This window comes from Methanobrevibacter sp. (genome assembly GCF_017539065.1).
Lineage (GTDB): Archaea > Methanobacteriota > Methanobacteria > Methanobacteriales > Methanobacteriaceae > Methanocatella.
Map to the genome: position 1 here is coordinate 20,681 of NZ_JAFYHP010000030.1, position 23,934 is coordinate 44,614.

Below are 23,934 nucleotides of genomic sequence, written 5' to 3' on the forward strand. Positions count from 1 at the left end.
TTTCTTAAAATTAATAATTATTCTAATTACGTGCTAAAAGCAATTTTTACTTGAGTATTAGCTAAATAAAAACTATTTATATAATTAAATTAAATGTTATAACTAATCAAACTCTTGATCCAATTGGGGGTGATATTATTGCGAACAAAATAATATTGCCTGCGAGGGAATTTAGAACAATTGTTTTAATGAACTCTCCTCTTGGCAAATTTATCTATCAAAATGGAGGAATCCTTATGGGTATCCGAAAGAAATTTTGGATTACAATGCTCATATACGCCATCATAACGTGGTGTTCGGCATTTGTCATCATATGGATTATCTATAATTAGTCCTATGCCATAATTGATTTCTCCTTTAAACTGTAGGAATCATCAAATATTAGAATCATTGTTTATCGATAGCTCTTAAGAGTTATGTTTGGGTTTGTTAGATTTAATTGACACTTCCTATAGTTTATAAATTAAAAAACAATAAACTTTATATATAATTTAACTCATAATATTCTATTAGAGTTTAAAATCCACACTTCTGGTACTTAAATTCTAAAATTTTGATAGATGAAATTATTCGGTGTCTACTTGTTCGAACATGTATTAAACATGTTGTAGACATTGAATTTTTAACTTTTACTAATTTTAACTCATTAATTGAATTTCCTAATTTTATCTTTTATAGATGCCATTGTTTTTCTTAAAACCATTACCTTAATTAATTTCTATCTAAATGAATATTGCCACAGTAAACTTAAATATTTTTAAAAAGAATATATTACCATGACTTTCATGAACAATGATGCAAATATAAAACAGTTCCAACTGATAGAATTCATGAACAAAAATTGCAGTGATGAGCATGTGATGGCAAAAATCATAATCGTTCTTCGCCGAGACAAGATAGAAGCTCCCTATTATATGATTACCAAAATCAGAATGACTTCCTGTATTGACAGGCCGGAAAATGGAGTTATCCATGCAATGGACATAATCAACCATACCAGGAGACATAATCTGACTGAAGATACATATAATGACATCAAATCACTGATTACTGGCAGCGATTATGAATCCAACCTTGTAGAAATCACTGAAGACGACAGCCAGCTGAAGATGGTTTTAATGTCTAGAAATAATGATGAAAACAGAACTCTTTTTGAAAACCACAAGGAACTTTTCGACAGAATAGATAATCTGATCGATTAGAAAATTCCCGCAATCAGAACTCCAAATCATCAACAGCATCAATCAACTTGGATGCCAACCTGCAGGTATAATCGAACAATTCGTAAGAATAGCATTCATAGACCAGTGTCGGTATTCCTGCCTTTGCTGTCGGTTCTGTAATGAACGGCGGACTTGACCTGAATTCCGGTGCGTAATAGACAACTTCATCGACGGAATCGATGATTGCATTCATGAATCTTGAGGATTTCTCATCAAAGCCAGGTGCAAAAACAAAATTTGTAATCTGATAATCCCCAGGACCATTGGATCCCCTGTTTGAATGAATGTCCAAAAACAGATCATATCCCTTGCTGATTATGTCATCCCTGATGAACTCCTGAGCGAGAAGCTGTCCCTCCAATCGCCCCTCGGTTTGTGAAGCCTTATCATTTACATTGATGTTATACAGGCAATAGCAGTATTTCAAATCGTCTTTTGCAGTCAGTTCATCGAAAAGTGCTCTGTGGGATTTGCTTTCAAGGGGATGCATTCCTATTACATAAGCGATTCTGACTGGTGAAGAGCTGTCTCCAAACGGACCGTGCAAATGCACGCTTCCCAAATCATTTTCGCCAATTAATATGGAGTCATAATCCTTTGAGTCAACTTGAGCAATGTCAGTAGGGCCTTCAGGGTACAAATAATCACCAAAAAAAATAAGTAGGGACTAGAAATTAATCTAGTCTTCGGAAGGTGCGCGTGCACCTAACTCTTTGTTCAATTCGTAAATTAATCTGTTATCGCCTTCGGCGAGTTTTATTTTAGCGACCAATTCCATTGCGTTTTCTTCCTCTTCAACTTGCTCTTCGACAAACCATTGAAGGAAGTTGTTGGTTGCGTGGTCTTTTTCTTCGATAGCCAAGTCAACCAAATCGTTGATGAGGCCGGTCACCATTTTTTCATGTTCCAAAACATGTTCGAATGCAGCTACTGGAGAATCCCATTCTGTTTGAGGTCCTTCGATTGCAGCCAAGGTTACGGAAGCTCCTCTTCTTATGATGTAGTCATAGAATTTCATTCCGTGCTCCAGTTCTTCTGCTGCCTGTACTCTCATCCAGTTAGCAAATCCTGCTAAATCTTCATCTTCAAAGTAAGCTGCCATGGATAAATACAAATATCCTGAGTAAACTTCAGCGTTTAATTGTCCATTTAATGCTTTTTCCATATTTTCTGATACCATCAAATATCACCAATATAACATTTAACTTTAATTGAATATAAAACCTACTAAAATTATATAATCCTAAAAATAAATTCTATACCATGATAGAAAAATCACTTTATGAAAACTACAGAATCGGTTTCGATGAAAAAATTGCCCCCGACAGTGATGATTATCTATTTGTCTTTAATGAAAACAGGGAATTGTATTTAAACGAGAACAAGGCCCTGCCTACATCACTGGACAGCTTCAATATTAACTTTTGCTGGTATATTGGAGAGTATATGGGCAAAAAGGCATTTGTAGTTAACGTTGAAAGTGATGAATCATTCCACACTCTGCATGAAGTCTATGAACTTGACCATGACCTGTACCATATTGCAGGAAAAGCCGTTTTGGTAAACGATTGGTATATATCACACAGGTTTTGCGGAAGATGCGGAACACCAACCCGATTAGATGAAAAGGACATGATGTTAAAATGCCCTGAGTGCGGGCAAAACCATTATCCTCGCATCGCTCCTGCAATTATTGTGGCCATCAGAAAGGGCGACGAATTGCTTATGGCACAGCACAGCTATCATGACACCATCAGATATGCATTAATAGCAGGTTTTGTGGAACCCGGCGAGTCAATTGAAGAAGCCGTTCACAGGGAAGTCCTTGAAGAGGTAGGGGTTAAAATCAAAAACCTGAAATACATGAAAAGCCAGTCCTGGCCGTTTCCGAATTCCCTGATGCTGGGCTTTACGGCCGAGTATGACTCAGGCGACATTAAGGTTGACGGCGATGAAATCGTCAGGGCTAAATGGTTTAAAAAAGATGAGATAATAAGGTATGCATCCGACATCAGCATTTCAGACTGGCTGGTCCAAAATTTCATCGACACAACACCTTAAAAATTTCTGATGTTATTCAAAGCGATGATTCCGGCTTTAAGCTTCAATAATCCCTCTTTCAGCAATTCTTCAGGACAGGCGATATTCATTCTCAGGAAATTATCTCCACACTGGCCAAAATCAACTCCTGCAGACAGGAACAGTCCCTGATTCTGCCTTAAGAATTCGGACAAGACCTTTGAGGAAACATTTAAACGTGAACAGTCAAGCCATAAAAGATATGTCGCATCACATTCAACAAGACTGATTATCGGCAATTCGTTAGCTATGAATTCCCTAACTATTTGTTTATTTTCATATATTGCTTCTTTTAACTCTTCCAACCAGTCTTCAGATTCTTTGTATGCAGCAATGACTGCAGCCGTTGCAAAAACATTGCATGAATCCGAATTGTCAACATGCATCTGATTTTTGATTTTTTCAAGCAGTTCCCTATTTCTTGTGTGAACAACGGAACTCTGAAATCCTGCAATGTTGAATGATTTTGAGGGAGATAGACAGGTTATGACATTATCTGAAGAATCGCACGGATTATATTTGACTCCCGGATCGGTCAAATCGCAGTGGATTTCATCGGAAATCAGAATCACGTCATGCTTTTTGCACAGCTCCTCGATTTTATCCAGCTCCTCACGTGACCAGATTTTGCCGATCGGATTGTGGGGATTGCACAGAATCATCATTTTGGCTTTTGACAGTTTTTCATCCAAATCATCGAAGTCAATCCTGTACACCTCATTTTCATAAATCAGTTCATTTTCAAGGACTTTGCGGTTATTGTCTTCAATGACATAGAAGAATACGTGATATACCGGCGTTTGAATTAAGATTTCATCATCCTCATCAGTCAGGCATCTAATCATTGAGGATATTGACGGCATTACTCCAATTGCATAAGCCATATCCTCACGGGACATCTTAAAATCATATCTCCTGTCCCACCAGCTGATGTATGATTCGAAAAGCTCATCGGGAACTACAGTATATCCGTAGACAGGATGAGCTGCCCTTTTTAAGATGGCTTCCTGGATTTTCGGAGCTACCCTGAAGTCCATGTCCGCCACCCACATCGGCAAGTCATCATCGAACAAATCCCATTTCAGCGAGTTTGTGCCGTGCCTGTCAATTACGCTTTTAAAATCCATAATAATAAATAACATTTTCAATATATATAAGTTAAATGGAGGTGACCTTATGGAAATAAACAAAATGGCAGGATATCTTTCAATAATTCTCGGTTTGGTATTCATCATATTCCCAATGTTTTCAGCGGGACTTGTTTCAGTGATTGTTGGTTTAAGTTTGCTCTTCTTCGGTATTTCAGCAATATTTATGGGCTGGAACATGCGTAATGAAGTGGACAACGCTTTCCCAAATATCATATTGGCAATTGGAATAATTGCAGTTATTTTTGGATTCCTATTCATATTCTACATTGATGCATTATCATTCTTAATCGGATTCCAATTCTATATTGTGGGTTTCATAATGATTGTATTTGGTATTGGAGGGCTTTTCTCAAATATGACCCGTGTATCCACATTCAGTTCCGTTTTGGTATTGTTAATGGGAATCTTAGCAATCGCTTTAGCCATATTTGCAATTAACCAACCGGTATATATCGCAATATTAATTGGTATTGTCCTGATTATTGAAGGTGCAGCATTGCTAATTTCAAATTAAATCAAAACAACCTACCATCATCATTTAAAATTTTTTTAATTAAAAATAGAAAAAGCGAAGTGGAAATATTATTTTCACACTTCAAAACTATAACTCTGAGTCTTCGAATTTCCTAAACCCTATTTTGTTTTCGCCGCAATACTCTTCAATGCGGGATATGATTTCAGAGATATCATCGTCTGAATATTCATTCTTGAAATAGTATGCAATAGGCTGAGCATTGGTATATACTGTAATTATCACATACTCGTTGCCGTAGACACACACGTCCAAAGTATTGTAGATTTGAATGTCTTTTATGATGTCGCTTTTGGCTTTTTCAACCGGGGTTTCGTTTCCGATTGTCTTGATTTCGGTATTTCCATACATATTCTGCAACTTAGCCAGCTTGTCATAATCGGTTGAGACTTCACCTTCAGGTTCCATTTCAACCAGCTTTTCCTTGAAGAGCTTTGCATTGTGCAGCTTCTCCTGGATTTCAGCCAATTCCTTTTCAAGCTGTTTTTCATCTTCAATCAATGAATTTATGAATGCTTCGCTTCCATTGTTGAATTCCTCATACATTTCAAGCACATCTCTTGGTGAGAGTATTGAATGGTTTTTGAAGAACTCCTTGGTGTGAGGCTTTACGCGTATGCTTAGCGGTTTCAGTTTTTCCTTTTTGGGTTTATGATGGTGGAATTCATCCTCTTCAAAGTTATCATCATATTTTTTGTGCAATGCCAACATTCTTTCGTGAAACAGTCTTCCGAACTCTTCACGGGACATGTCTTCGGGGAAATTTATTTCAAAATCTCCAGGAGTATATGATCCTCCGAATCTTTCATTTCCCCATTCAAATTTTTTAGTTCTTTTTTGGTTTGTCATTGTATCACTTCCATTTTGTATTACAAAATGTATTTTTGTATACAATTAAATATTGATAGGAAGTAGTATATAAATGTATTCATTTTTTAAAAATGTATACGCGAAAAATTTTAAAAAAAATAATGGCAGTTACTTGCTTAATTCGGCACCAATCTCGAAAACCTTATCCAAATCCAAAGATAGTTGCTCTTCCTTTAATTTAACCTCTTCTTCGGACTTGGTTGAATAATCATTTTTGGAAATATTGGAAAAAGACTCAATTACCACTTTTCCATTCAACATTTTAAGCAGATCCTCAGACTGCTTCAGATGAGGCCTGATTGATTTTTCAAAATAATCCTTCGGATAATTGATGGTATAAAAAAGACCTACATTGACCTTGCCCTTGAACTTGTTTCCTGTTTTGTAGGAAACCATTGAATATATCATCCTTTCAAGCAAAGCCATGTAATGGCTGGACGGATGGGAGAAAAATATAGGAGCCGCAACCAGAAGGGCATCGGCATTAAAAATATCTTCAATCAATGGTGAAAGCTCATCTCTCCAGTAGCATTTGCAGACTTCATCATCCCTTTTGCATATCAGACAGACTCTGCAACCGGATAACTCAAGTTTATACAAATCTATGTATTCGACTTCAGCGCCAACAGATTCCGCTCCCTTTAAAGCGGATTTTGCAAATTGTGCATTGATGCCTTTCCTTTTAGGATCAGCATTAATAACAATTGCCTTCATTTGGATAACTCCGCACCGATTTCAAATGCCTTCTCCAAATCATTCGGAAACTGCATTATCCACTGCCTTTCCTTTGCCTCCTGAGAAAATCCATTCATGTTATATTTGGAATAATCGCTTACCTGCATGGTATCGCAGACAGGATAGGAGACTATTTCCCCATTCAGGAATGAAAATAAGAATTCGGTGGACGCCAAGCTATCCTTCATTGACTTCTCATAAAACTCAAGCGGAGCATTCATAGTGTAGAATATTCCGACATTGACCTTACCTGCATAATAGCTTGACCCGTCATCATAAGACATTACACAAAAGATTAATCTTTCGATTAATGCCCTGAATTCGCTTGTAGGCTGTCCAAAGTAAATCGGTGAGCCGATCAAAAGGCAGTCTGCATCCAAAATTTTTTCAATCACCGGTTGGAGGTCATCCTTCCAGTAGCACTTGCCTTTGGTTTTGTCCTTAAGCTTGCAGACAAGGCAGCTTCTGCAGCCTGTAAATATTAAATCATATAAATTGATATATTCCGTTTCAGCACCGACAGATTCGGCACCTTTCTGAGCGGATTGCAAGATCTCTGCAGTGTTCCATTTTTTTCTGGGACTTGCATTAACTACTATTGTTTTCATGAAATTAATTTACTCCAAAAATTATTTTTGAGCTTCAATGAAGGTTTTTCCATTCATGTAAGGGACTAACACTTCAGGAACTTTAACACTGCCGTCAGCCTGCTGATAGTTTTCAAGAATACAGCACATGGTCCTTTCGGTTGCAATGGCTGTACTGTTTAAGGTGTGCAATATTTGAGCATCACCTGAACCTGCCCTTCCGACACGTGTCTTGGTCTTGCGTGCCTGATAATCCTTACAATTGGTACATGAAACCAGTTCACGGTAGGTTTCAGAGCCAGGGAACCATGCTTCCAAGTCATATTTGATGGCTGCATTGTCATTTAAAGCTGATGATACGATAGCTATGATCTGATATGGAAGACCCAGTTTCTGATAGATTCCTTCGGTGACTTCCATTAACTTTTCATGCTGATTTTTAGAATCGTCAGGTGTTGAGAAAATGAACAGTTCGATTTTTTCAAATTGGTGAACCCTGAATATTCCTAATGTATCCTTTCCGTGTGATCCTGCTTCTTTTCTAAAACAGGTTGAAAGTGCACAGTATCTTAAAGGCAAATCATCGGGATTTATAATTTCATCCCTGTGAAGAGCGGCCAAAGTCTGCTCTGCAGTTGCAATCAGATACATGTCCTCGTTTTCGATTTTGTATAGGGTTTCTTCGAATTCACCCAATTCGGAAGTCTCTGCTGCAACTTCACCTTTAACGAAGAATGGTGTCTGCATTGGAATGTAGCCTTCGGCTTCCAGTTCTGATAGGGCAAATTGAATCAAAGCCAGATTCAAGTGCAGTATGTCTCTTTTCAGGTAGTAGAATCTTGCCCCGGCTATTTCGGCGGCGGTTTCAAGGTCCGCTCCGTCGATTTTATTAATCAAATCCACATGGTTTAAAGCTTCAAAATCAAATTCCGGTTTTTCGCCATAAGTTCTGACTACTACATTATCATCTTCAGTGTCTGAAATTGGAACGTCCTCATCAATGACGTTTCCTACTTTGTATCTGTAATCGTCTCTGAGTTTGAGGTAATCGGCATTTTTTGCAGTGAGCTGTTTGATTTCAGCTGCCACTTCTTTGGATCTTGCGATTACTTCTTCTAAATTACCTTCCTCTTTTGCTTTTTTGAATGATTTGGATAATTTATTTTTTTCAGATCTTAATGAATTTAGTTTTCTTTCACCTTCTCTCCATAAGGTGTCGTATTCAATTACTTTTTCTACGTTTTCTGTGTCTCTAAATCTCTTCTTTTCAGAGTCTATGATTATTTCCGGATTGTCTCTGAATAACTTTATATCTAACAATATTTTGTCCCCTAAAATATTTTATTCAATAATAATTTAGTTTCTTTTGTTTTTTAAAGTTAATGTTAAATTAAAAAAAAGTAGTTTTTAGGGTTCACACCAAACCCCTATTATTTATAACAAGTTTTCTTCAAAACTTGCCTTTAAGTCGTTTTTAAGTTTATCTGAGTAGTTTTCACTCTCAACAGTTACCATAGCAATCTCATATAAAACCTTGTTTAATGATTTGCCTTTTTCAGTTAATTTATATCTTATATTCTTCTTATCGCATTTGTCGACAATTCTCTGGATTAATCCGTTTTTCTCCATCTCTTTGAGACAGTTGCTCAAAACCTTATTTGAAAGGTTTGGTTTGTCTTCTTTGAATTCATGAAATCTGGATTTTCCATAGAATAAATCGCGGATTATCTGAATTACCCATTTTTTATTAATTAATTCTACAACTAATTCTATAGGGCATGATTTTACATGTTTTGTGATGTTCATGATGGTTACCTCCAAAAAATTAGTCTTTATATTGACTTGTTTTTGAAGTATATAAACCTTTCGGTATGAGGTAACTAATCGGTTACAAAAAGCATTTATATGGAGTGATTACAAGTCTGTAATGAAAGCTGAATTTCCGGCTTTCAAGATTAAAAAGATAGTAAAAGAGAAATTGGAATGAAAATGCGATGAATCCACAAATATGCAAATTTTTGACAAAAATCAGTATTATCAAATCAATTTGTCAGCCTATAAAAAAATAATTAATTACCCAATAATCATTGGATTTCCAAAAAAAAGGATTTTTTGAGATAGCGTTGAGCTATCACCCATCCTCCAATCAAAAATTGTTCCCATTTTCCTAAAACGGGTTAAAATCAAAAAATCAAAAACTATCTTTTTAAATTAATTTTTCTTCCCATTCCTTGAGTTTGAAACCCACCAGAACAATATCGCCATCAACCAAAATCGGCCTTTTGACAAGCATTCCATCAGTGGCAAGGAGATCAAGCTGTTCATCTTCAGACATGTCAGGCAACTTGTCTTTTAATTTCAATTCACGATATTTCATGCCGCTTGTATTGAAAAACCTTTTAAGGGGCAAATCAGAAATCCGCCACCATTCGCGCAATTCCTCTGCGGTCGGATTGTCCTCGATAATATGTCTTGACTCATATTCAATATTGTGTTCGTCCAGCCAGTTTTTTGCTTTCCTGCAGGTTGAACATTTCGGATAATTAACGAATAACATAATAAATAATTGATTTTCAAGTTAAAAATACTTTAGTATCTGGGAGGCATCCTCAATGATTTCCAAAGGATATTCATTTTCATAATCCTCCTGAAATCCGTATCCCCATTTAACGATAAGACAATCTATTTCAGCGTTTTTGGCCGTTTCAATATCAGTTGAGGAATCCCCAATGTATATCTGCTCATCCTTTGTAACCTTGAATTTCCTGCCCATCCTTTTTACGGCACATGGACTTGGCTTTGACGGATAAGCCGGATTGTGGCCTTCAATTGCTGCAAAATCAATGTCCGGCCAATGCTTATCAATGAAATGCCTGATTGAATCAGTTCCCCTGTTGGAATGAATGGCCAATGATATGTTTCTGCTTTGAAGTTCGAGAAGAACATCCTTAACGCCGTCGAAAGGCAGAGTGTTTTCCTTGGGGGAGGCGCCATATATTTCCCAATAAGTCTCTTTTACCATCTCGATGTTTTCGGCAGTGTTTTTATCTTTCAGGACCAATGAAACTATCTCATCAATGTTTCCTCCCAGCCTTTTAACATATTCATCATGGGTAAGGGTGGGAAAGCCATGCCTTGACAATGCCTCATTCAGACAGATTCTGACATCATCTATCGAATCGAACAACGTTCCGTCAAAATCAAAAATTGCGAATCTCTTCATAATTAGTAATCTGTAGATTTTAGCATATATTCATATAGTAAAAAACTCTATGTATAAAATATGATTACCATACTAACCACATCATTATCAATCATGCCGCAGTTCGACAATCCCCTATTTGACATACCAATCATTCTGATTTTCATTTTAATGATTGCCAGCTGCTGTCTGGGCGATGACACCAAACCTAAAACCAAAAACACATACAGACCACAGAAAAGCAATAGGAATTATGGCTTCAGTAACGACTATCCCGACTACAGCGATTACGATTCAAGCTGGGACGATGCATGGTTTGAAAAGACCGGCCAGGACCCGTGGTTTGACGATCCCAATGACAAGAAATGATCAAGTTCCGGAATCATGAGTGATTAACCTGTATAATGAAACCAATCCGACCAGTGCAGTAATAGATTCGATGACTGCTGATGAAAAATCGAGAATCGCCAGAAAGTAAACGATGTAGATTGCACTGTTGACAATGAAACTTGTCTTGATTGTCTTTATCGATTTCAGATAGTAATTGCACAATGTTATTTGAACGATTGCAATGATCGGCAAAAGCCCGACAAAGCCCAAAGTGTTTACCAGCAATCCCAAAACTATTGAAATGATTATGAAAAATATTGTCCAGTTTCTGGTTAACCTGTTCTTATACACCATCAGGTTTCTGGAAGCCGCAATTGCCATTGTTGTCACGCCTGTCCAGGAAAAGAAAAAAACAGATGAAATCATCAGGATGAAAGCATTAAGGAACTGATAGAAATATGCTTTCTTCTCATCATTAACCCACATGCTCATTATGATGAAAATCCCTGCGATTAATGAAATGATGTTTCCTATGACAATGTTTAACGGCAAATTCATAATATCCTATTTATTGAAATTTCTACTTATAATTAATCTAATCTGAGCTCAACATAGTTGAGCCTGACCATGGTGACGATTGAAATTATTCCAAGAATTATAATTCCAACAGCCAGACAAATACATCCCCAAGGCCATGAAAGAGAATTGAAAATACCCAGATACCACAAGACGAACAGCGGAAGGCAAATGAATGAGAATATAATTACAAAAAGATTTAATGCAGGATGGCCTTCTTTTTTAAAAATCAATGTGAACAATATTAAAAAAAGCATTATCAATACAATAGAGACTATCGCATTCCAGCCTACATTGGTGAAGAACTTGAAAATGAAAATAATCAAAAGCAGTGCTATGGACGTTATCAGGCGTAAGTGAGAATCAGCCATCATAATCACCTATTTTTTCCAATTTCAGCAATTCCATTTTTTTATCTATTCCTGCGGCATAGCCAGTCAGTTTCCCATTTGCTCCCAGTACCCTGTGGCAGGGAATAATAACGGATATCGGATTATGTCCAACCGCGCCGCCTACCGCCTGAGCCGACATTGCGGGAGATATCATTGAAGCAATTTCCCCGTATGTTAACGTTTTGCCATATGGAATATTGCATAATATCTTCCATACTTTTTGTCTGAACTCAGATCCCCGAGGTTTTAGTTGAAAATCAATTTCAGGATCCAATCCATTGAAATAATCATCAAACCATCGAGTAACCTTTTTAAAAATAGCTAAATCATCTTTAACGATGTAATCATCAATTGTTGAGCTGAAATGTTTCTGGCCGTAGAACCATGCGCCGCAAATTGCTTCGCCGTCGCTTGCTATAAGCATTTTTCCTAACGGTGACATGTAATCGGTCGAGTAGTACATGCTAATCCAGGTATGATTTGAAGAATTCCTCGAATTCCTCATCTTCCATAGGCTCCGGAGTGGATATGTTTTCATTCGCCATAATGCTTGAAGCAAGGTCCCGGTATTCTTGTGCTTCATCACTTTCAGGGTATTTTTCTACAACGGTTTTTGCATCTAATTCAGCATCCTGTATTAAATTGCTTCTATGAATGGTTCCAATAACATGTGTTCCTATCTTTTCTGCAAAGTCGTTGACAATTTCCTCTTCCCTTTCAACATTTCTGCAGTTGCAGACTATACCGCTCAGGTTGCCCTTGAGCTTCTTGACACCTTTTACGATATTATTCGCGGCATACAATGCCATATACTCTCCGGAAGTAACGATTAAAACCTCATCAGCATATTTTTCACGCAAAGGCACTGAAAAACCTCCGCAGACAACGTCACCCAAAACGTCATACACGACAACATCCAAATCATCATTGAAAATGTCCAGCTGTTCAAGCCTTTTCATAGCAACAATCACCCCCCGTCCGGCACATCCGACACCCGGTTCCGGACCTCCGCTTTCAACGCATTGAATGCCATTGAATCCTGTGAAAACCAGATCTTCCTTTTGAGGTTTTCTGTTATCCTTCAATGTATGGACAACGGTCGGAATCCTTTTCCCATATAAAGTACGAGTAGTATCCGCTTTAGGGTCACATCCAATAACAAGGCAGTTTAAATCCTCGCTGGCCCATACAGCAGACAGATTAGCTACTGTAGTACTTTTTCCAATTCCACCTTTTCCATAAATGGCTATTTTTTTAATCATTATCCTTCCTCTCGACTAATTTATAGACAAAATCATTTTCACGTACTTTAATTGGTATTGCTATTGCAACATTTGAACCCTTTTCAACATTTTCAACAGGTTTTCCTTCAATCTGCATCGATTCTATCGTATGGGTAACTGATCCTGTAGTCTGGCCCTGTATTATGATCTTATCGCCTATTTTCAAATCATCCCATATCCTGATTTCGGCGGCCTTAACCTTATTGTAGTAGTTTACAACCTGCCCAATATCTCTTTTAATATATTTTGACTGATTATCCTCACTTTTCTCAAATGGAGTGTTGAAGTAAAAGTTAGTGTCAAATCCACGATTGAATACGCTTGTAAGCTCATCCATCCATTGGGGCCTGACTTCATAATCATCGGGATTTTCAATATAACTGTCAATAGCTTCACGATAAATTCCGGTTACCATAGCACCATAATCGGCGCTTCTGGCCCTTCCTTCGATTTTGAATGATGCAACACCGCTCTCCATCAACTCCGGAATGTATTCTATCATGCACATGTCCTTCGGCGAAAAGAAATTGGTCCTGTAGCTTCCGTCATCACTTCCTGTGATGATGAAACTCTCATCTTCAACATCTGAAAAGTTAATGACATTATCCTCGCCTTCCTCATAGGTCAGTGTCCAGTTCTTGCGGCATGGCTGCAGGCAATCCCCGCAATTGGCGCTTCTACCATATAAACCATAGCTTAAAAAGCATCTTCCTGAAATCGCCATGCATATTGCCCCATGGATGAAAATTTCTGTTTCTATTGGGGATTTTTTAGCAATTTCTGTAATTTCGACTAAAGACAATTCCCGAGACAAAATAGCCCGCTTGGCTCCTAATTTCTTAAGGGTTTTGAGCGTAAAAGAATTAGTGACATTTTCCTGAACGCTAATGTGAGCCTCAAGACCATGTGAAACGGTATCTTCAATTAATCCGATGTCTGACAAAATAAGTCCGTCAATTTCCGATGATGAGATGGCCTCCAAGTTAGCTTTTAGTTCGCAGGCTAGCTTTTCATTTAAAATAATGTTAGTGCCCAAATAGGTTTTAGCCCCATACTCCTTAGCGATGCCTGCCACTTCACTTAAATCATCCAAAGAAAAATTCTTGGCATTGGCCCTCATATTATAATCTTCAAGGCCAAAGTAAACCGCATCAGCACCATTTTCTAAAACTGCACGAAGTGAAATAAAATTTCCCGCAGGAGCTAACAATTCAACCATAAATATCTAAGGCTTATAATAAGTTTCAGCTTCAAGACCCTCTGGAATTTCAGTAGGGTAATCTTCGTTTAGACAACCTAAACACAGATTTTCCTCAGGCATTCCAATAGCTTTGACTAAAGCTGGCAATGTGATGTATCCTAATGAATCGACACCTAACTGCTCTCTGATTTCTTCGGTTGAGTAGTTAGCGGCAATCAGTTCCTGTTTGGTTGCCATTGCAACACCATAGTAACATGGTGAAATAACCGGAGCACAACCTACTAAAAAGTGAATTTCAGCCGGTTCTGCTTCTTTTACTAAATCAAGCAATTGTTTTGAAGTGGTTCCGCGAACAATACTGTCATCTATCAAAATAATCTTTTTGCCTTTGATGGCTTCCTTAATCGGATTTAGCTTAAGCCTTACTGCAAGTTCCCTTTCTTCCTGAGTCGGCATGATGAATGTCCTTCCGACATACCTGTTTTTAATCAGACCTTCACCATAAGGAATTCCGGAAGCTCTTGAGTATCCGATTGCAGCCGGAATTGAAGAGTCGGGAACTGGAATTACAACATCCGCATCAATAGGATACAATTCGCGCAACTGTTTGCCGATGTTCATTCTGGTTTCATAAACGTTGATTCCGTCAATTGTACTGTCCGGTCTTGCAAAGTAAACATATTCAAACATGCAATGTGAAAGCTTGCATTTTCCTGCACTTTCCAACATGTGGGAGTTAATTTCATTGTTTTTAAAGTAGACAACTTCTCCGGGTACAATATCCCTGACATATTTGGCATTTATCACATCAAAAGCAACGGTTTCAGAAGCTAAAATAAATTCATCATCTTTTTTTGCAACTGCAAGAGGTTTGATTCCCATAGGGTCCCTTACACCATATAATTCACCATCGACCAATATTGTCAATGCATATGACCCTACAAGCTTTCTGCATACAGCCTCAATGGCTGCGATAACATTCTTATTGTTGTCATAATGCTCTTTTTTAAGCATATAACAGATTACTTCAGAATCGGAATCTGATCTGAAATAGAATCCTTCATCGATTAATTCCTGCTTTAACTCAGCGGAGTTAACGATGTCCCCATTGTGAGCCATTGCAATAAATCCGTCACCAAAATCAATCACGAAAGGTTGTGAGTTTTCTATTTTTGACTGGCCAGTGGTTGAATATCTTACATGGCCGATTGCATTGTGTCCTGATAAGTTTTGAATAACCTCATCCTTAAAGACATCAGTGATTAAGCCCATTCCACAATGAAAACTTAAACCTGTTTCTGAATTAAAAGTAGCAATTCCTGCTGATTCCTGACCTCTGTGCTGTAAAGCATACAAACTATAATAAACTAATGATGCGACATCCTTGGATTCATCTTCACACTGAAATCCAACAATACCACATTTGTCTTCCATTTCACCTTGCATTTGATAACTCCCGAAATAGTATATTATTAGATTTGTTTAACTAGTATAAAATAATTAATGTTTTACTCCCAAAAATTCTCAAAGGTGTTGGGAATGTCATAATCATCTCTTACTTCAGGAGGTCTGGTTTCACTCTCAGGATTCAATTCCCTTCTTAAATTATCTTCATTATCATCTACAAATATCAATGCGGTTCTGACAATGTTTAACCATTCTACAGCCTTATCCCTGGTTTCTGCTGCAATATAACCTTGTCCAACGATGATATTGTCGGGTTTGAATTTATTTGTGGCTATCACAATCCTTTCCTCATCGACCAGATCCTGGTAGAAAGTGTCCTGCCACAAATCATAGAGATTGAAAATCTCCAGAATGTCTTTTGAATATACGTCCTCATAACGCTGCTTGAATGCAGAAAAATCGGTTCTGACTTCATCAAGGTCTTCGCGCAATTCCTTGTTTTCGCGGGCCAGAACTTCCTGTTCCTTGTTGACCTGATTATAGTCGTCCAGAAGATTGTTATAGTTATGAGTCACTTTCATCAGTTTGTTTTCCAAAGTGTGGATGTTGATTAGATTTAAAGAATAAGATAATGTTGACTTGATGATGGAATTCAGGATTTCCTTTTCGGCCAGCTTAAAATCAATGGATCCGTCTTCAATGATGACGCTGTTATAATCGAATAATCCGATATGGTTAAAATCAGTCTTCAGCTCATTGAAAAGAATATTATATGTTTCATCATGCCCATATCCTCCAATTAATAAGATATCGGCACCGCTTGCCACCTTCTTGACGATGTCCAGCTCCACGGTCGGTATGATTGAAGAGACAATAATGTTATAGTCATTTTCAAGCTGAATATTGTTTACGGCTTTTGATACAAGCTGCGCAATATCCAATCCGCCTACGATAATACGTACATCGATTTTTGATTCATGAGTTTCTGATTCCATGAAAATTACCTAAATTTTATTGATTTTCTGATGCCAGTTCCATGCAGACTCGACAATCTGTTCCAAATCATATTGCGGAGTCCACCCTAGTTCGTTTTGAATTTTTGAGGAATCCGCAACCAATATTGCAGGGTCCCCTTCACGGCGTTCATCGACCTTGACTTCAAAATCACACTTGGTGACTTTCTTGCACATTTCAATAACTTCACGAACGGAAAATCCAAGGCCGTTTCCCAAGTTAAAGACATTTGACTTGTTTTCCCTGCACAGATATTCATATGCCTTAATATGTGCGTCCGCAAGGTCATTGACATGGATATAATCGCGAATACAGGTTCCATCGGGAGTGTCATAATCGTCCCCATAAATGTATATGCAGTCGCGTTTTCCGCTTGCCGCATCCAATATCAAAGGTATCAGATGTGTTTCAGGGTCGTGGAATTCTCCTATCTCGCCGTCAAAGTCACATCCTGCCGCATTGAAATACCTTAATGCGACATAGTTGAAGTCGCCTTTTTTGGCTTCCCTTTCGAGCGCCTTTTCAACGAGCCATTTGGAATGTCCATAAGGATTGATCGGCTTTAGGTTTGAATCCTCGGTAATCGGGATTTCCTCCGGATTTCCATAAACGGCCGCGGTTGATGAAAATATAAATTTGTCCACATCATATTCGCGCATTACTTTAAGGAGATTTAAAGTATTTTTATAATTGTTTTTCAAATATTTTTGAGGCATTTCGACAGATTCCGCTACTGAAATAAATCCTGCAAAGTGAATGACTCCGTCAATATCATATTTCTCGAAAACCTCGCTTACGTCACTACTTCCGAAATCGTAGTTTTCCAAGTTTCCCCATTTTACAAAATTTTCATAGCCTTTTGAGAGATTGTCTAAAACGACGGTGTCATAGCCTGCATTATGTAAGGCTTTATTGGTGTGGGAACCAATATAACCTGCTCCTCCAGTAACCAGAATCAATTTAAACACCTAGATAAATTTGCCTAATTTTAGTAAAGCCTTTGGAGAAACTTTAATTAATTTTTGAACAATTTCAGTAGTGGAAATCTTTTCAAAGCTTTCTCCTTGGAATGCATGTCCAATGCTGTCCAATTCGTCATCTGATAATGTGAGCAAGTATTCCTGTACTTTCTTATACCTTTTGATTTCATGGTCTAATGCTTCGTGTGCCATTTCATCATAAAGTTTCAGGAATTTTTTAGAGCAGTCTTCTTTGATAGCTTGAGCAGCCACTTGGCCTGCGCACATTCCACCGGTCATACCGGAGATGATTCCTCCACCGGTCAATGGGTTTACTTGACCTGCAGCGTCACCCACTACCATAATATTGTCGTCATAAAGTTTTTTGGTCATTCCGCCGACAGGGTCTCCGCCTACATTCATCTCTACAGCTTGCGCATTCTTCAAGTACGGACAAGTAGCGACAAAATCATCCAAGTATTCTTTAGCTGTCTTATCAGCTTTGTGAGGCAATATTGCCAAACCGACATTTGCAATGTCATCCCCTTTAGGGAAAATCCATACGTATCCTCCAGGAGCACATGATCCTAAGTAAAATTCAATGACGCCCGGCTTTTCGAATTCAACATTACACATCTCGTACTGTACACCGGATTCCATTTCTTTAGGTTTTGCAGCCGGTTTCAAACCTGCCCATCTTGCAACGTGGCCTTCAGGACCGTCAGCTGCAATTAAGATTTTACATTTGTAATCAATCTTTTCGCCCATGCATTCGGTTTCAACAATGTAGCCGTTTTCGATTTTTTCAATGCCAGTTACTAAAGTTTTGATTCTGATTTCTGCACCTGCTCTTGCTGCATCCATTGCCATATGCTTGTCGAAGACTTTCCTTTCGAGGATGTAACCTGCTTCAGGCAATTTTACTTCATCTTTTGTCAGCCATACGTCAGTTCCGTCTGGAGTCTGGATTCTGACACCTTCGACTTCTTGGGTTACCCAGCGAGGGGAAGGTTCAATGCCTAATTTTTCCAGTCCTTGAATTGAAACTCCTTCAGCACATCTTTTTGGTGATCCGATTTCGGATTTTTTATCCATTAGAATTACTTTTGCTCCACCTAATGCAGCGTGTTTTGCTGCGCTTGAACCTGCAGGTCCTGAACCTACTACAATTACATCAGTTTCAATCATACTATTCAGCCTCCCTTTCTAAAGCGTCAATAGGGCATGCATCAATACATATTGAGCATTCTTTACATCCTTCTTCATTGAATACCAAACGGTATTCCCTTACTTGAATTAAATTTCTTGGACAAACTCCGGCACATTCTCCGCAGAATGAGCACCAATCTTTTACAATCATAAAAATATCTCCTTTAATATAAACATTTATGTTAAAAATACTTTCTTTTTTATATTATTTAAAACTTTAGTAAAAAAATAACTATCTAAATGAGTAAAAAAGAAAAAAATAAGTTTTAAAGTATTATTTGACTAATAATACTGGGACATTTGAAGTTCTTAAAAGCCTTTCTGAAACTGAACCTATCTGAGTATCGGAAACATTGTTTTCATCAAATGATACGAATCTGTTGTTGTTTGCTCCATGAGCGTGAATAACAACCAGATCTCCATGAGTCTGGTCTACAATGAACTTCATATCCCTTAAAGGGTCAGCTGTGAGCAGATGTTCGGTTACCTCAACTCCGACCTTTGAAGCTTTTTCGCTGATTTTTGCTAGAATCTCATTACCCGAATCCTCTTCGGAATCATAGCTGTTGAATGAAAATTCCTCTAAAACATGCACAGCCGCTATTTTGGAGTTGAACTTCTGAGCGATTTCAATAGCTACATCCGCAGCCTTGTATCCGTATTCGGATCCGTCAACAGGAACAGTTATTATATCAAACATCAATTAATCTCCTTTAAGGTAATCCGCATGACAGAAATCAATGAAATTGTCAACGATTTCATCAATATTTTCACTATCGTCAATGATTTTTCCGTCATCCATGAATATTGCCCTATTGGACAGCTCCTTAATGAAGTCTGTGTTGTGTGAAATCATTACAATGGTGATTCCGTAATCCTTTGAGATTGTTTTTAAGGCATTTGTAACATCCCTAAGAGTGACAGGATCCAAATCACCGAAAGGTTCATCTAAAAGTAAGAATTTAGGTCTTGAAACCAAGATTAATGAAAGCATTACACGCACTTTTTGACCGCCGGATAACTCATATGATTTTCTGTGCAGAATATCCATGTCCAAATCAAGACTTTCAAAAATATCAGCCACCGCTTCTTTTGTAGCGGTTTCAGGAAATCTCGGGAATAAATCATTGAGTATTTCTCCATCAAGGCCGACTTGTCTTAAACGTTCTTTAGCCTCAGTTTCAGGCAGATCAGTTAATAAATAAAATGAATCCAACAATTCTTCGCTTAAACCTAATTTTTCAGCTCTTGCTTTCGCTTCATTTACAATATCCTGATTCTTATAACCTAATCTTGTGGACAGCTGGCTTAACACAGTTGCATAATGAGTCAAAGCGAATTCCTGATGCATAAAACCTAATTTTGAGCGTATCTTCATACGGTCCATTCCCGGAATGTCGATGTCAGCCCACTTATCTTCCACCTTATACAACACTTCCCCCTTATCAGGGTCATCCAATCCTCCAAGCATCCTTAAAAGTACGGTTTTGCCGGCACCACTAGGGCCAATGATGCTTAGGATATTCCTGTCCTGAACTTTGAAGTTGATATCTTCAATTTGAAGGACTTCACCACCGGTCAATAGGTAGAATCTTTTATAAACATCCTTAACGTCAATCAGGTCTTCATCAGTTGCGACATTTTCGATGTCCACAATATCATCCATGCCTTCCATGAACTTGTCGCAGATTTCATGAGGGTCTCCCTCATCAACAATTTCGCCGTCTTCAAGCAGAATTACCCTGTCCGCCAGGTATTTCTGAATATCAGGAAGGTGAGATACAATGATAATAGTAATGTTTAATTCCTTGTTGATTTTTTTAACTGCATCCAATATTTCTTGTTTTGTTTTAGGGCATGCCATTGTTGCAGGTTCATCAAGAAGTAAAGCTGTAGGCTGTTTTGCAAGCTGTCTTGCCATGATAAGTCTTTGCTTTTCACCGCCACTTAAAACAGACGCATAGTGGTCCTTTTTATGGGTTAAGGAAACAAGCTCCAACAATTCATCGGCCTCATCACCAAATTCGCTGTCAGCCACTTCAAAATTGGTGTCCCCCTCATCGAAGTATCTTCTAGCATACAATTTACGCAGCACATTTTCACGCACGGTATCCGGCCATACGCCAAAAGACCTTTGAAGGTGAATTGCTGTTTCTTTTTTAAGTTCATTATAATAAAATTGAGAAGATTCGGAAGTGACTTTTACTTTACCCACTTCAATGCTTCCTTCATCAATATGTTCAACACCTCTTAGTGCTCTTAAGAGTGTTGTTTTACCGGAACCACTTTTCCCCATGATTCCAAGTATTTCTCCTTCTTTAACTTCAAAACTAACATTTTTGAGTGCAGTGACTTTAGTTCCGTCAGCTAATTCATAATCTTTACTTACATTTTCAACTTTTATCATTATAAATGCCCCTTACTATTTATAAAAGTATATTCTTGAAACTATTTATATGTTAATAATTTAATATTAAAACAAGTGATAAACATGGCTAGCGACGATAAAATTCAAGAATACATGGATAGTTTAGAACAAGAAAAAATCATGATTGAAACACATTTTGCCAATATGGAAAGGATTTTAAGAGACAATCCCAAATTGGACCAGCAAAAGGCATTTGGATTACTGAATAACTTCAACACACTAAGTATCCAATATGACCAACTATGCAATGACCTTATTAAATTTATCAAAATATTCAAAGACAAGGATTCCCAGGAAATCAGGCTTTACAAGACTGATGAACTGGTTGAACTTCTGGAACAAAAAATCGGCCAGCTTCAATAATTGTAATTTATTACGATTTTTCCAAGAGGCTCAGCGGTTGTATTTTCAACTACAACCCCACCATTTTTTAACAACTGAACTTTCAGTTCCCCTTCACCGTAATCTTGCTTCTGCACATCAACAGAAATTCTTTCCCATGCAGCACAATCCAACCTATAATATTTCGAACCGTAATTAGCTTCTTTTACAAGGTAATTCGGATCGCCCATTTCAGCATACCAGCTACCTTCGTATTTGATTACTACAACGTAAGGATAAGAAGAAGTTTGATGATGGCTTCCGTCATCACCTACAATATTTAATGATTCCTGGGGTGTTGGCTGAGTATTATTATACACAAAAGAAAATAAAAGAAACGCTATAATAATAATCCCAATCACGATTACAATTTTTTTAGCTATTCCCATATTCCAACTACTTTCCCGCTTGGAATAATGAACTTTTTTCCCATCTGCGTCATAAAGTAAGAAGGAACAATTATCACAATATGCGGCAGAAGATGAATTCTCATAACCGCACCGCGGACATTTTACCATACCAATATAACCTTTAAATTTTTCCGTTATGAAAAGGTTTAAAAATACTTATATTTAAAGTTAATGGAAAATTAGTCTTTTTTACTAAAAAATAATTAGAAGTTAGTGATAATAATTATAGACATTTTCAGCCGTTTTTTGATTCATGCCCTTAGTTTTGGCTAACTGGTCCACTGATGCTTTCTTAATGTTATCTATACTTCCAAATTCTTTTAGAAGAGCAACCTTCCTTTTTTTGCCAACGCCAACGATATCGTCAAGCGAAGAGGCCGAAATATTTTTACTACGAAGTTGTCTATGATAAGTTATCGCAAAACGATGCGATTCATCACGCACCTGTTGAAGCAAGTATAATGCCTTGTTATTTTTAGGAATAATGATTGGACGTTTAGAATTTGGAGTGAATACCTCTTCAAACTCTTTTGCAAGGCCAATGATTGGAATATGTGTGAGATTTAATTTCTCTAAAACACCGCAAGCCATACCCAGCTGTCCCTTGCCCCCATCAATGACTATCAGGTCCGGTTCAGGGTCACGATCGACCATTTTCAATCTTCGAGTCAATAATTCCTCCATCATTGCAAAATCGTTTGGTCCGGGAGTTTCCATTTTAAAATGTTTATACATTTTTTTGTTGGGTTTTCCGTCTTTAAAGGATACTTTTGAACCTACTGCAAACTTTCCTGAAATATTACTGATATCGTATCCCTCAATCACACGTGGCAATTTTTCAAGTTTAAGGTATTTTTTAAGTTCTATCAATGCTGATTCCATCTTTTTCTTTTGATGTTGAATAATTTCAGCATTCTTCTTCGCCATCTTTACAAGCCTTAATTTAATTCCCTTTTGAGGAACTTTAATCTTAACCTTATTTCCTCTCAAATCACTTAACCAATCTTCAAGCAGTTCCTTATCATCAATATCCTCATCCAAAAGAATCTGTTTTGGAATGTGGCGATTATAACCATAATACTGCTGAATAAAGGCAAACATGATTTCCGATGATGAATCATACTGGGATGCACTCATTAAAAAGTCATCGCGCCCAACGATTTTGCCATTTCTAATAGGCATGATAATGACTACCACCTCATTTTCGCCAGGAGCAATAGCTATTACGTCCTGGTCCAGATCATCATCCACCAAATCGACAAACTGCTTTTCCATAATCTCTTCTATCGATGCGATTTGATCTCTGATGACCGCCGCCTTTTCAAATTCCTCATTACTTGCAGCCTCCATCATTTCAAGCTTAAGATTCTTAACGATTGTTGAATATTTGCCCTGGAAAAACAGGTCTATTTTATTAATGATTTCGGAATATTCCTCTCTGGATATTTTTCCATCACATGGAGCGTTGCATAAATCAATTTGAGCATTTAAGCAAGGCCCGTTCATATTGCGGCAGGTTCTAATCTTAAATAATGATTTTAAAAATTTAACAGTTTGCTTAACGGAGCCCACATCAGTGAAAGGCCCATAATAAATGCCGTTTTTTGTAACGTTTCTTGTAATGACCAGTCTTGGGAACTCCTCATTTGTGATTTTGACATATGGATAACGTTTATCGTCTTTAAGCTGAACATTGTATCTTGGACGATGCTTTTTGATTAAGGTAGCCTCTAAAATTAAAGCTTCCTTTTCAGAATTGGTTACAATATATTCCAGACTATCAAAATGACTCATTAATATTTGAGTTTTTGGCCTGTCAAGTTTTTCTCTAAAATAAGATTTAACCCGTTTGATAAGATTCTTTGCTTTGCCTATGTATATAATGGTGTCTGTTGAGTCACGCATTATATAAACACCAGGCTTGTTCGGCAAATTATCAGGCGATTTGACTTTAGTCGACATAAA

The 23,934-nt window shown here is 37.6% G+C and carries 29 protein-coding genes; 5 read left to right on the top strand and 24 right to left on the bottom strand.

Translation table 11 applies throughout. The features are described 5' to 3' along the window. Positions 1-776 precede the first annotated feature (776 nt). Positions 777-1,202, top strand: a complete 426-nt coding sequence (locus tag IKS50_RS08200; protein WP_292848211.1) for a hypothetical protein — start codon at positions 777-779, stop codon at positions 1,200-1,202. A gap of 13 nt (positions 1,203-1,215) precedes the next feature. Here the strand turns inward: IKS50_RS08200 and IKS50_RS08205 are convergent, their stop codons facing one another. Both IKS50_RS08205 and IKS50_RS08210 read right to left on the bottom strand, forming a co-directional pair. Beyond that, positions 1,216-1,863 carry an adhesin gene (locus tag IKS50_RS08205; protein WP_292848214.1) on the bottom strand — a complete coding sequence of 216 codons (648 nt, stop codon included), beginning with the start codon at positions 1,861-1,863 and terminating at the stop codon, positions 1,216-1,218. A gap of 39 nt (positions 1,864-1,902) precedes the next feature. Next, complete coding sequence (locus IKS50_RS08210) at positions 1,903-2,403, bottom strand: ferritin (protein WP_292848217.1); 501 nt, start codon at positions 2,401-2,403, stop codon at positions 1,903-1,905. An 83-nt stretch (positions 2,404-2,486) separates the two neighbouring features. On the opposite strand from IKS50_RS08210, the gene nudC reads away from it, so the two are divergent. After that, positions 2,487-3,284, top strand: coding sequence for an NAD(+) diphosphatase (gene nudC, locus IKS50_RS08215; RefSeq protein WP_292848220.1), 798 nt, complete (start codon positions 2,487-2,489; stop codon positions 3,282-3,284). Here nudC and IKS50_RS08220 read toward each other — a convergent pair. Then, positions 3,281-4,444, bottom strand: a complete 1,164-nt coding sequence (locus tag IKS50_RS08220; protein ID WP_292848223.1) for a MalY/PatB family protein — start codon at positions 4,442-4,444, stop codon at positions 3,281-3,283. The two genes, nudC and IKS50_RS08220, sit on opposite strands and share 4 nt — an antisense overlap. A 34-nt stretch (positions 4,445-4,478) precedes the next feature. Here IKS50_RS08220 and IKS50_RS08225 point away from each other — a divergent pair, with 34 nt between their 5' ends. Next, on the top strand, positions 4,479-4,967 hold the full coding sequence (locus IKS50_RS08225; protein ID WP_292848226.1) for a DUF308 domain-containing protein: 489 nt from the start codon (positions 4,479-4,481) through the stop codon (positions 4,965-4,967). An 87-nt stretch (positions 4,968-5,054) separates the two neighbouring features. On the opposite strand, the gene IKS50_RS08230 is transcribed toward IKS50_RS08225, so the two are convergent. The 7 genes from IKS50_RS08230 to IKS50_RS08260 form a co-directional block, all read right to left on the bottom strand. Next, positions 5,055-5,834 carry a hypothetical protein gene (locus IKS50_RS08230; protein ID WP_292848229.1) on the bottom strand — a complete coding sequence of 260 codons (780 nt, stop codon included), beginning with the start codon at positions 5,832-5,834 and terminating at the stop codon, positions 5,055-5,057. 129 nt (positions 5,835-5,963) lie between these two features. After that, positions 5,964-6,569, bottom strand: a complete 606-nt coding sequence (locus tag IKS50_RS08235) for a flavodoxin family protein (RefSeq protein ID WP_292848232.1) — start codon at positions 6,567-6,569, stop codon at positions 5,964-5,966. Continuing rightward, positions 6,566-7,198, bottom strand: coding sequence for a flavodoxin family protein (locus IKS50_RS08240; RefSeq protein WP_292848235.1), 633 nt, complete (start codon positions 7,196-7,198; stop codon positions 6,566-6,568). The genes IKS50_RS08235 and IKS50_RS08240 overlap by 4 nt, the downstream gene beginning before the upstream one ends. Before the next feature lie 21 nt (positions 7,199-7,219). Next, positions 7,220-8,497, bottom strand: a complete 1,278-nt coding sequence (serS, locus tag IKS50_RS08245; protein WP_292848238.1) for a serine--tRNA ligase — start codon at positions 8,495-8,497, stop codon at positions 7,220-7,222. A 114-nt stretch (positions 8,498-8,611) separates the two neighbouring features. Further along, the gene (locus tag IKS50_RS08250) at positions 8,612-8,983 is read right to left on the bottom strand and encodes a helix-turn-helix domain-containing protein (protein ID WP_292848241.1); all 372 of its coding nucleotides are present in this window, start codon (positions 8,981-8,983) and stop codon (positions 8,612-8,614) included. 400 nt (positions 8,984-9,383) lie between these two features. Further along, positions 9,384-9,734 carry an arsenate reductase family protein gene (locus tag IKS50_RS08255; RefSeq protein ID WP_292848244.1) on the bottom strand — a complete coding sequence of 117 codons (351 nt, stop codon included), beginning with the start codon at positions 9,732-9,734 and terminating at the stop codon, positions 9,384-9,386. 21 nt (positions 9,735-9,755) lie between these two features. Further along, positions 9,756-10,400, bottom strand: a complete 645-nt coding sequence (locus IKS50_RS08260) for an HAD family hydrolase (RefSeq protein WP_292848247.1) — start codon at positions 10,398-10,400, stop codon at positions 9,756-9,758. Between the two features lie 60 nt (positions 10,401-10,460). Between IKS50_RS08260 and IKS50_RS08265 the strand changes: the two genes are divergently transcribed. Continuing rightward, on the top strand, positions 10,461-10,748 hold the full coding sequence (locus IKS50_RS08265; RefSeq protein WP_292848250.1) for a hypothetical protein: 288 nt from the start codon (positions 10,461-10,463) through the stop codon (positions 10,746-10,748). On the opposite strand, the gene IKS50_RS08270 is transcribed toward IKS50_RS08265, so the two are convergent. The 12 genes from IKS50_RS08270 to IKS50_RS08325 all read right to left on the bottom strand — a co-directional run bounded on the left by IKS50_RS08270 (position 10,749) and on the right by IKS50_RS08325 (position 21,157). Continuing rightward, entirely contained in the window at positions 10,749-11,267 is a 519-nt protein-coding gene (locus IKS50_RS08270) for a YgjV family protein (RefSeq protein WP_292848253.1), read from the bottom strand. A gap of 32 nt (positions 11,268-11,299) precedes the next feature. Further along, positions 11,300-11,656: a hypothetical protein gene (locus IKS50_RS08275; protein WP_292848256.1), complete on the bottom strand. Its 357-nt coding sequence runs from the start codon at positions 11,654-11,656 to the stop codon at positions 11,300-11,302. Next, positions 11,649-12,140: a methylated-DNA--[protein]-cysteine S-methyltransferase gene (locus tag IKS50_RS08280; RefSeq protein WP_366664958.1), complete on the bottom strand. Its 492-nt coding sequence runs from the start codon at positions 12,138-12,140 to the stop codon at positions 11,649-11,651. Before IKS50_RS08280 ends, IKS50_RS08275 begins: the two co-directional genes overlap by 8 nt. 1 nt (position 12,141) lies before the next feature. Continuing rightward, positions 12,142-12,939, bottom strand: a complete 798-nt coding sequence (cfbC, locus tag IKS50_RS08285; protein ID WP_292848262.1) for a Ni-sirohydrochlorin a,c-diamide reductive cyclase ATP-dependent reductase subunit — start codon at positions 12,937-12,939, stop codon at positions 12,142-12,144. Further along, positions 12,932-14,179, bottom strand: a complete 1,248-nt coding sequence (locus tag IKS50_RS08290; RefSeq protein ID WP_292848265.1) for a peptidase U32 family protein — start codon at positions 14,177-14,179, stop codon at positions 12,932-12,934. Before IKS50_RS08290 ends, cfbC begins: the two co-directional genes overlap by 8 nt. Positions 14,180-14,185: 6 nt before the next feature. Next, positions 14,186-15,607 (bottom strand): amidophosphoribosyltransferase, encoded by a 1,422-nt coding sequence (gene purF / locus IKS50_RS08295; RefSeq protein WP_292848268.1) that lies wholly within the window; start codon positions 15,605-15,607, stop codon positions 14,186-14,188. A 62-nt stretch (positions 15,608-15,669) separates the two neighbouring features. Further along, entirely contained in the window at positions 15,670-16,563 is an 894-nt protein-coding gene (locus IKS50_RS08300; protein ID WP_292848271.1) for a hypothetical protein, read from the bottom strand. A gap of 9 nt (positions 16,564-16,572) precedes the next feature. Continuing rightward, positions 16,573-17,541, bottom strand: coding sequence for a UDP-glucose 4-epimerase GalE (gene galE / locus IKS50_RS08305; protein ID WP_292848274.1), 969 nt, complete (start codon positions 17,539-17,541; stop codon positions 16,573-16,575). A 9-nt stretch (positions 17,542-17,550) separates the two neighbouring features. Further along, positions 17,551-18,729: an NAD(P)/FAD-dependent oxidoreductase gene (locus IKS50_RS08310; protein WP_292848277.1), complete on the bottom strand. Its 1,179-nt coding sequence runs from the start codon at positions 18,727-18,729 to the stop codon at positions 17,551-17,553. Between the two features lies 1 nt (position 18,730). After that, positions 18,731-18,901, bottom strand: a complete 171-nt coding sequence (locus IKS50_RS08315) for a 4Fe-4S binding protein (protein WP_292848280.1) — start codon at positions 18,899-18,901, stop codon at positions 18,731-18,733. Positions 18,902-19,024: 123 nt separating this feature from the next. Next, entirely contained in the window at positions 19,025-19,450 is a 426-nt protein-coding gene (locus tag IKS50_RS08320) for a universal stress protein (RefSeq protein WP_292848284.1), read from the bottom strand. 3 nt (positions 19,451-19,453) lie between these two features. After that, on the bottom strand, positions 19,454-21,157 hold the full coding sequence (locus IKS50_RS08325; RefSeq protein ID WP_292848287.1) for an ATP-binding cassette domain-containing protein: 1,704 nt from the start codon (positions 21,155-21,157) through the stop codon (positions 19,454-19,456). 84 nt (positions 21,158-21,241) lie between these two features. Between IKS50_RS08325 and IKS50_RS08330 the strand changes: the two genes are divergently transcribed. Continuing rightward, positions 21,242-21,541 carry a hypothetical protein gene (locus IKS50_RS08330; RefSeq protein ID WP_292848290.1) on the top strand — a complete coding sequence of 100 codons (300 nt, stop codon included), beginning with the start codon at positions 21,242-21,244 and terminating at the stop codon, positions 21,539-21,541. Here IKS50_RS08330 and IKS50_RS08335 read toward each other — a convergent pair. Then, positions 21,535-21,879: a hypothetical protein gene (locus IKS50_RS08335; protein ID WP_292848293.1), complete on the bottom strand. Its 345-nt coding sequence runs from the start codon at positions 21,877-21,879 to the stop codon at positions 21,535-21,537. The genes IKS50_RS08330 and IKS50_RS08335 overlap by 7 nt on opposite strands. 300 nt (positions 21,880-22,179) lie before the next feature. Continuing rightward, positions 22,180-23,931 (bottom strand): excinuclease ABC subunit UvrC, encoded by a 1,752-nt coding sequence (uvrC, locus tag IKS50_RS08340; RefSeq protein ID WP_292848295.1) that lies wholly within the window; start codon positions 23,929-23,931, stop codon positions 22,180-22,182. Positions 23,932-23,934: the final 3 nt, after the last annotated feature.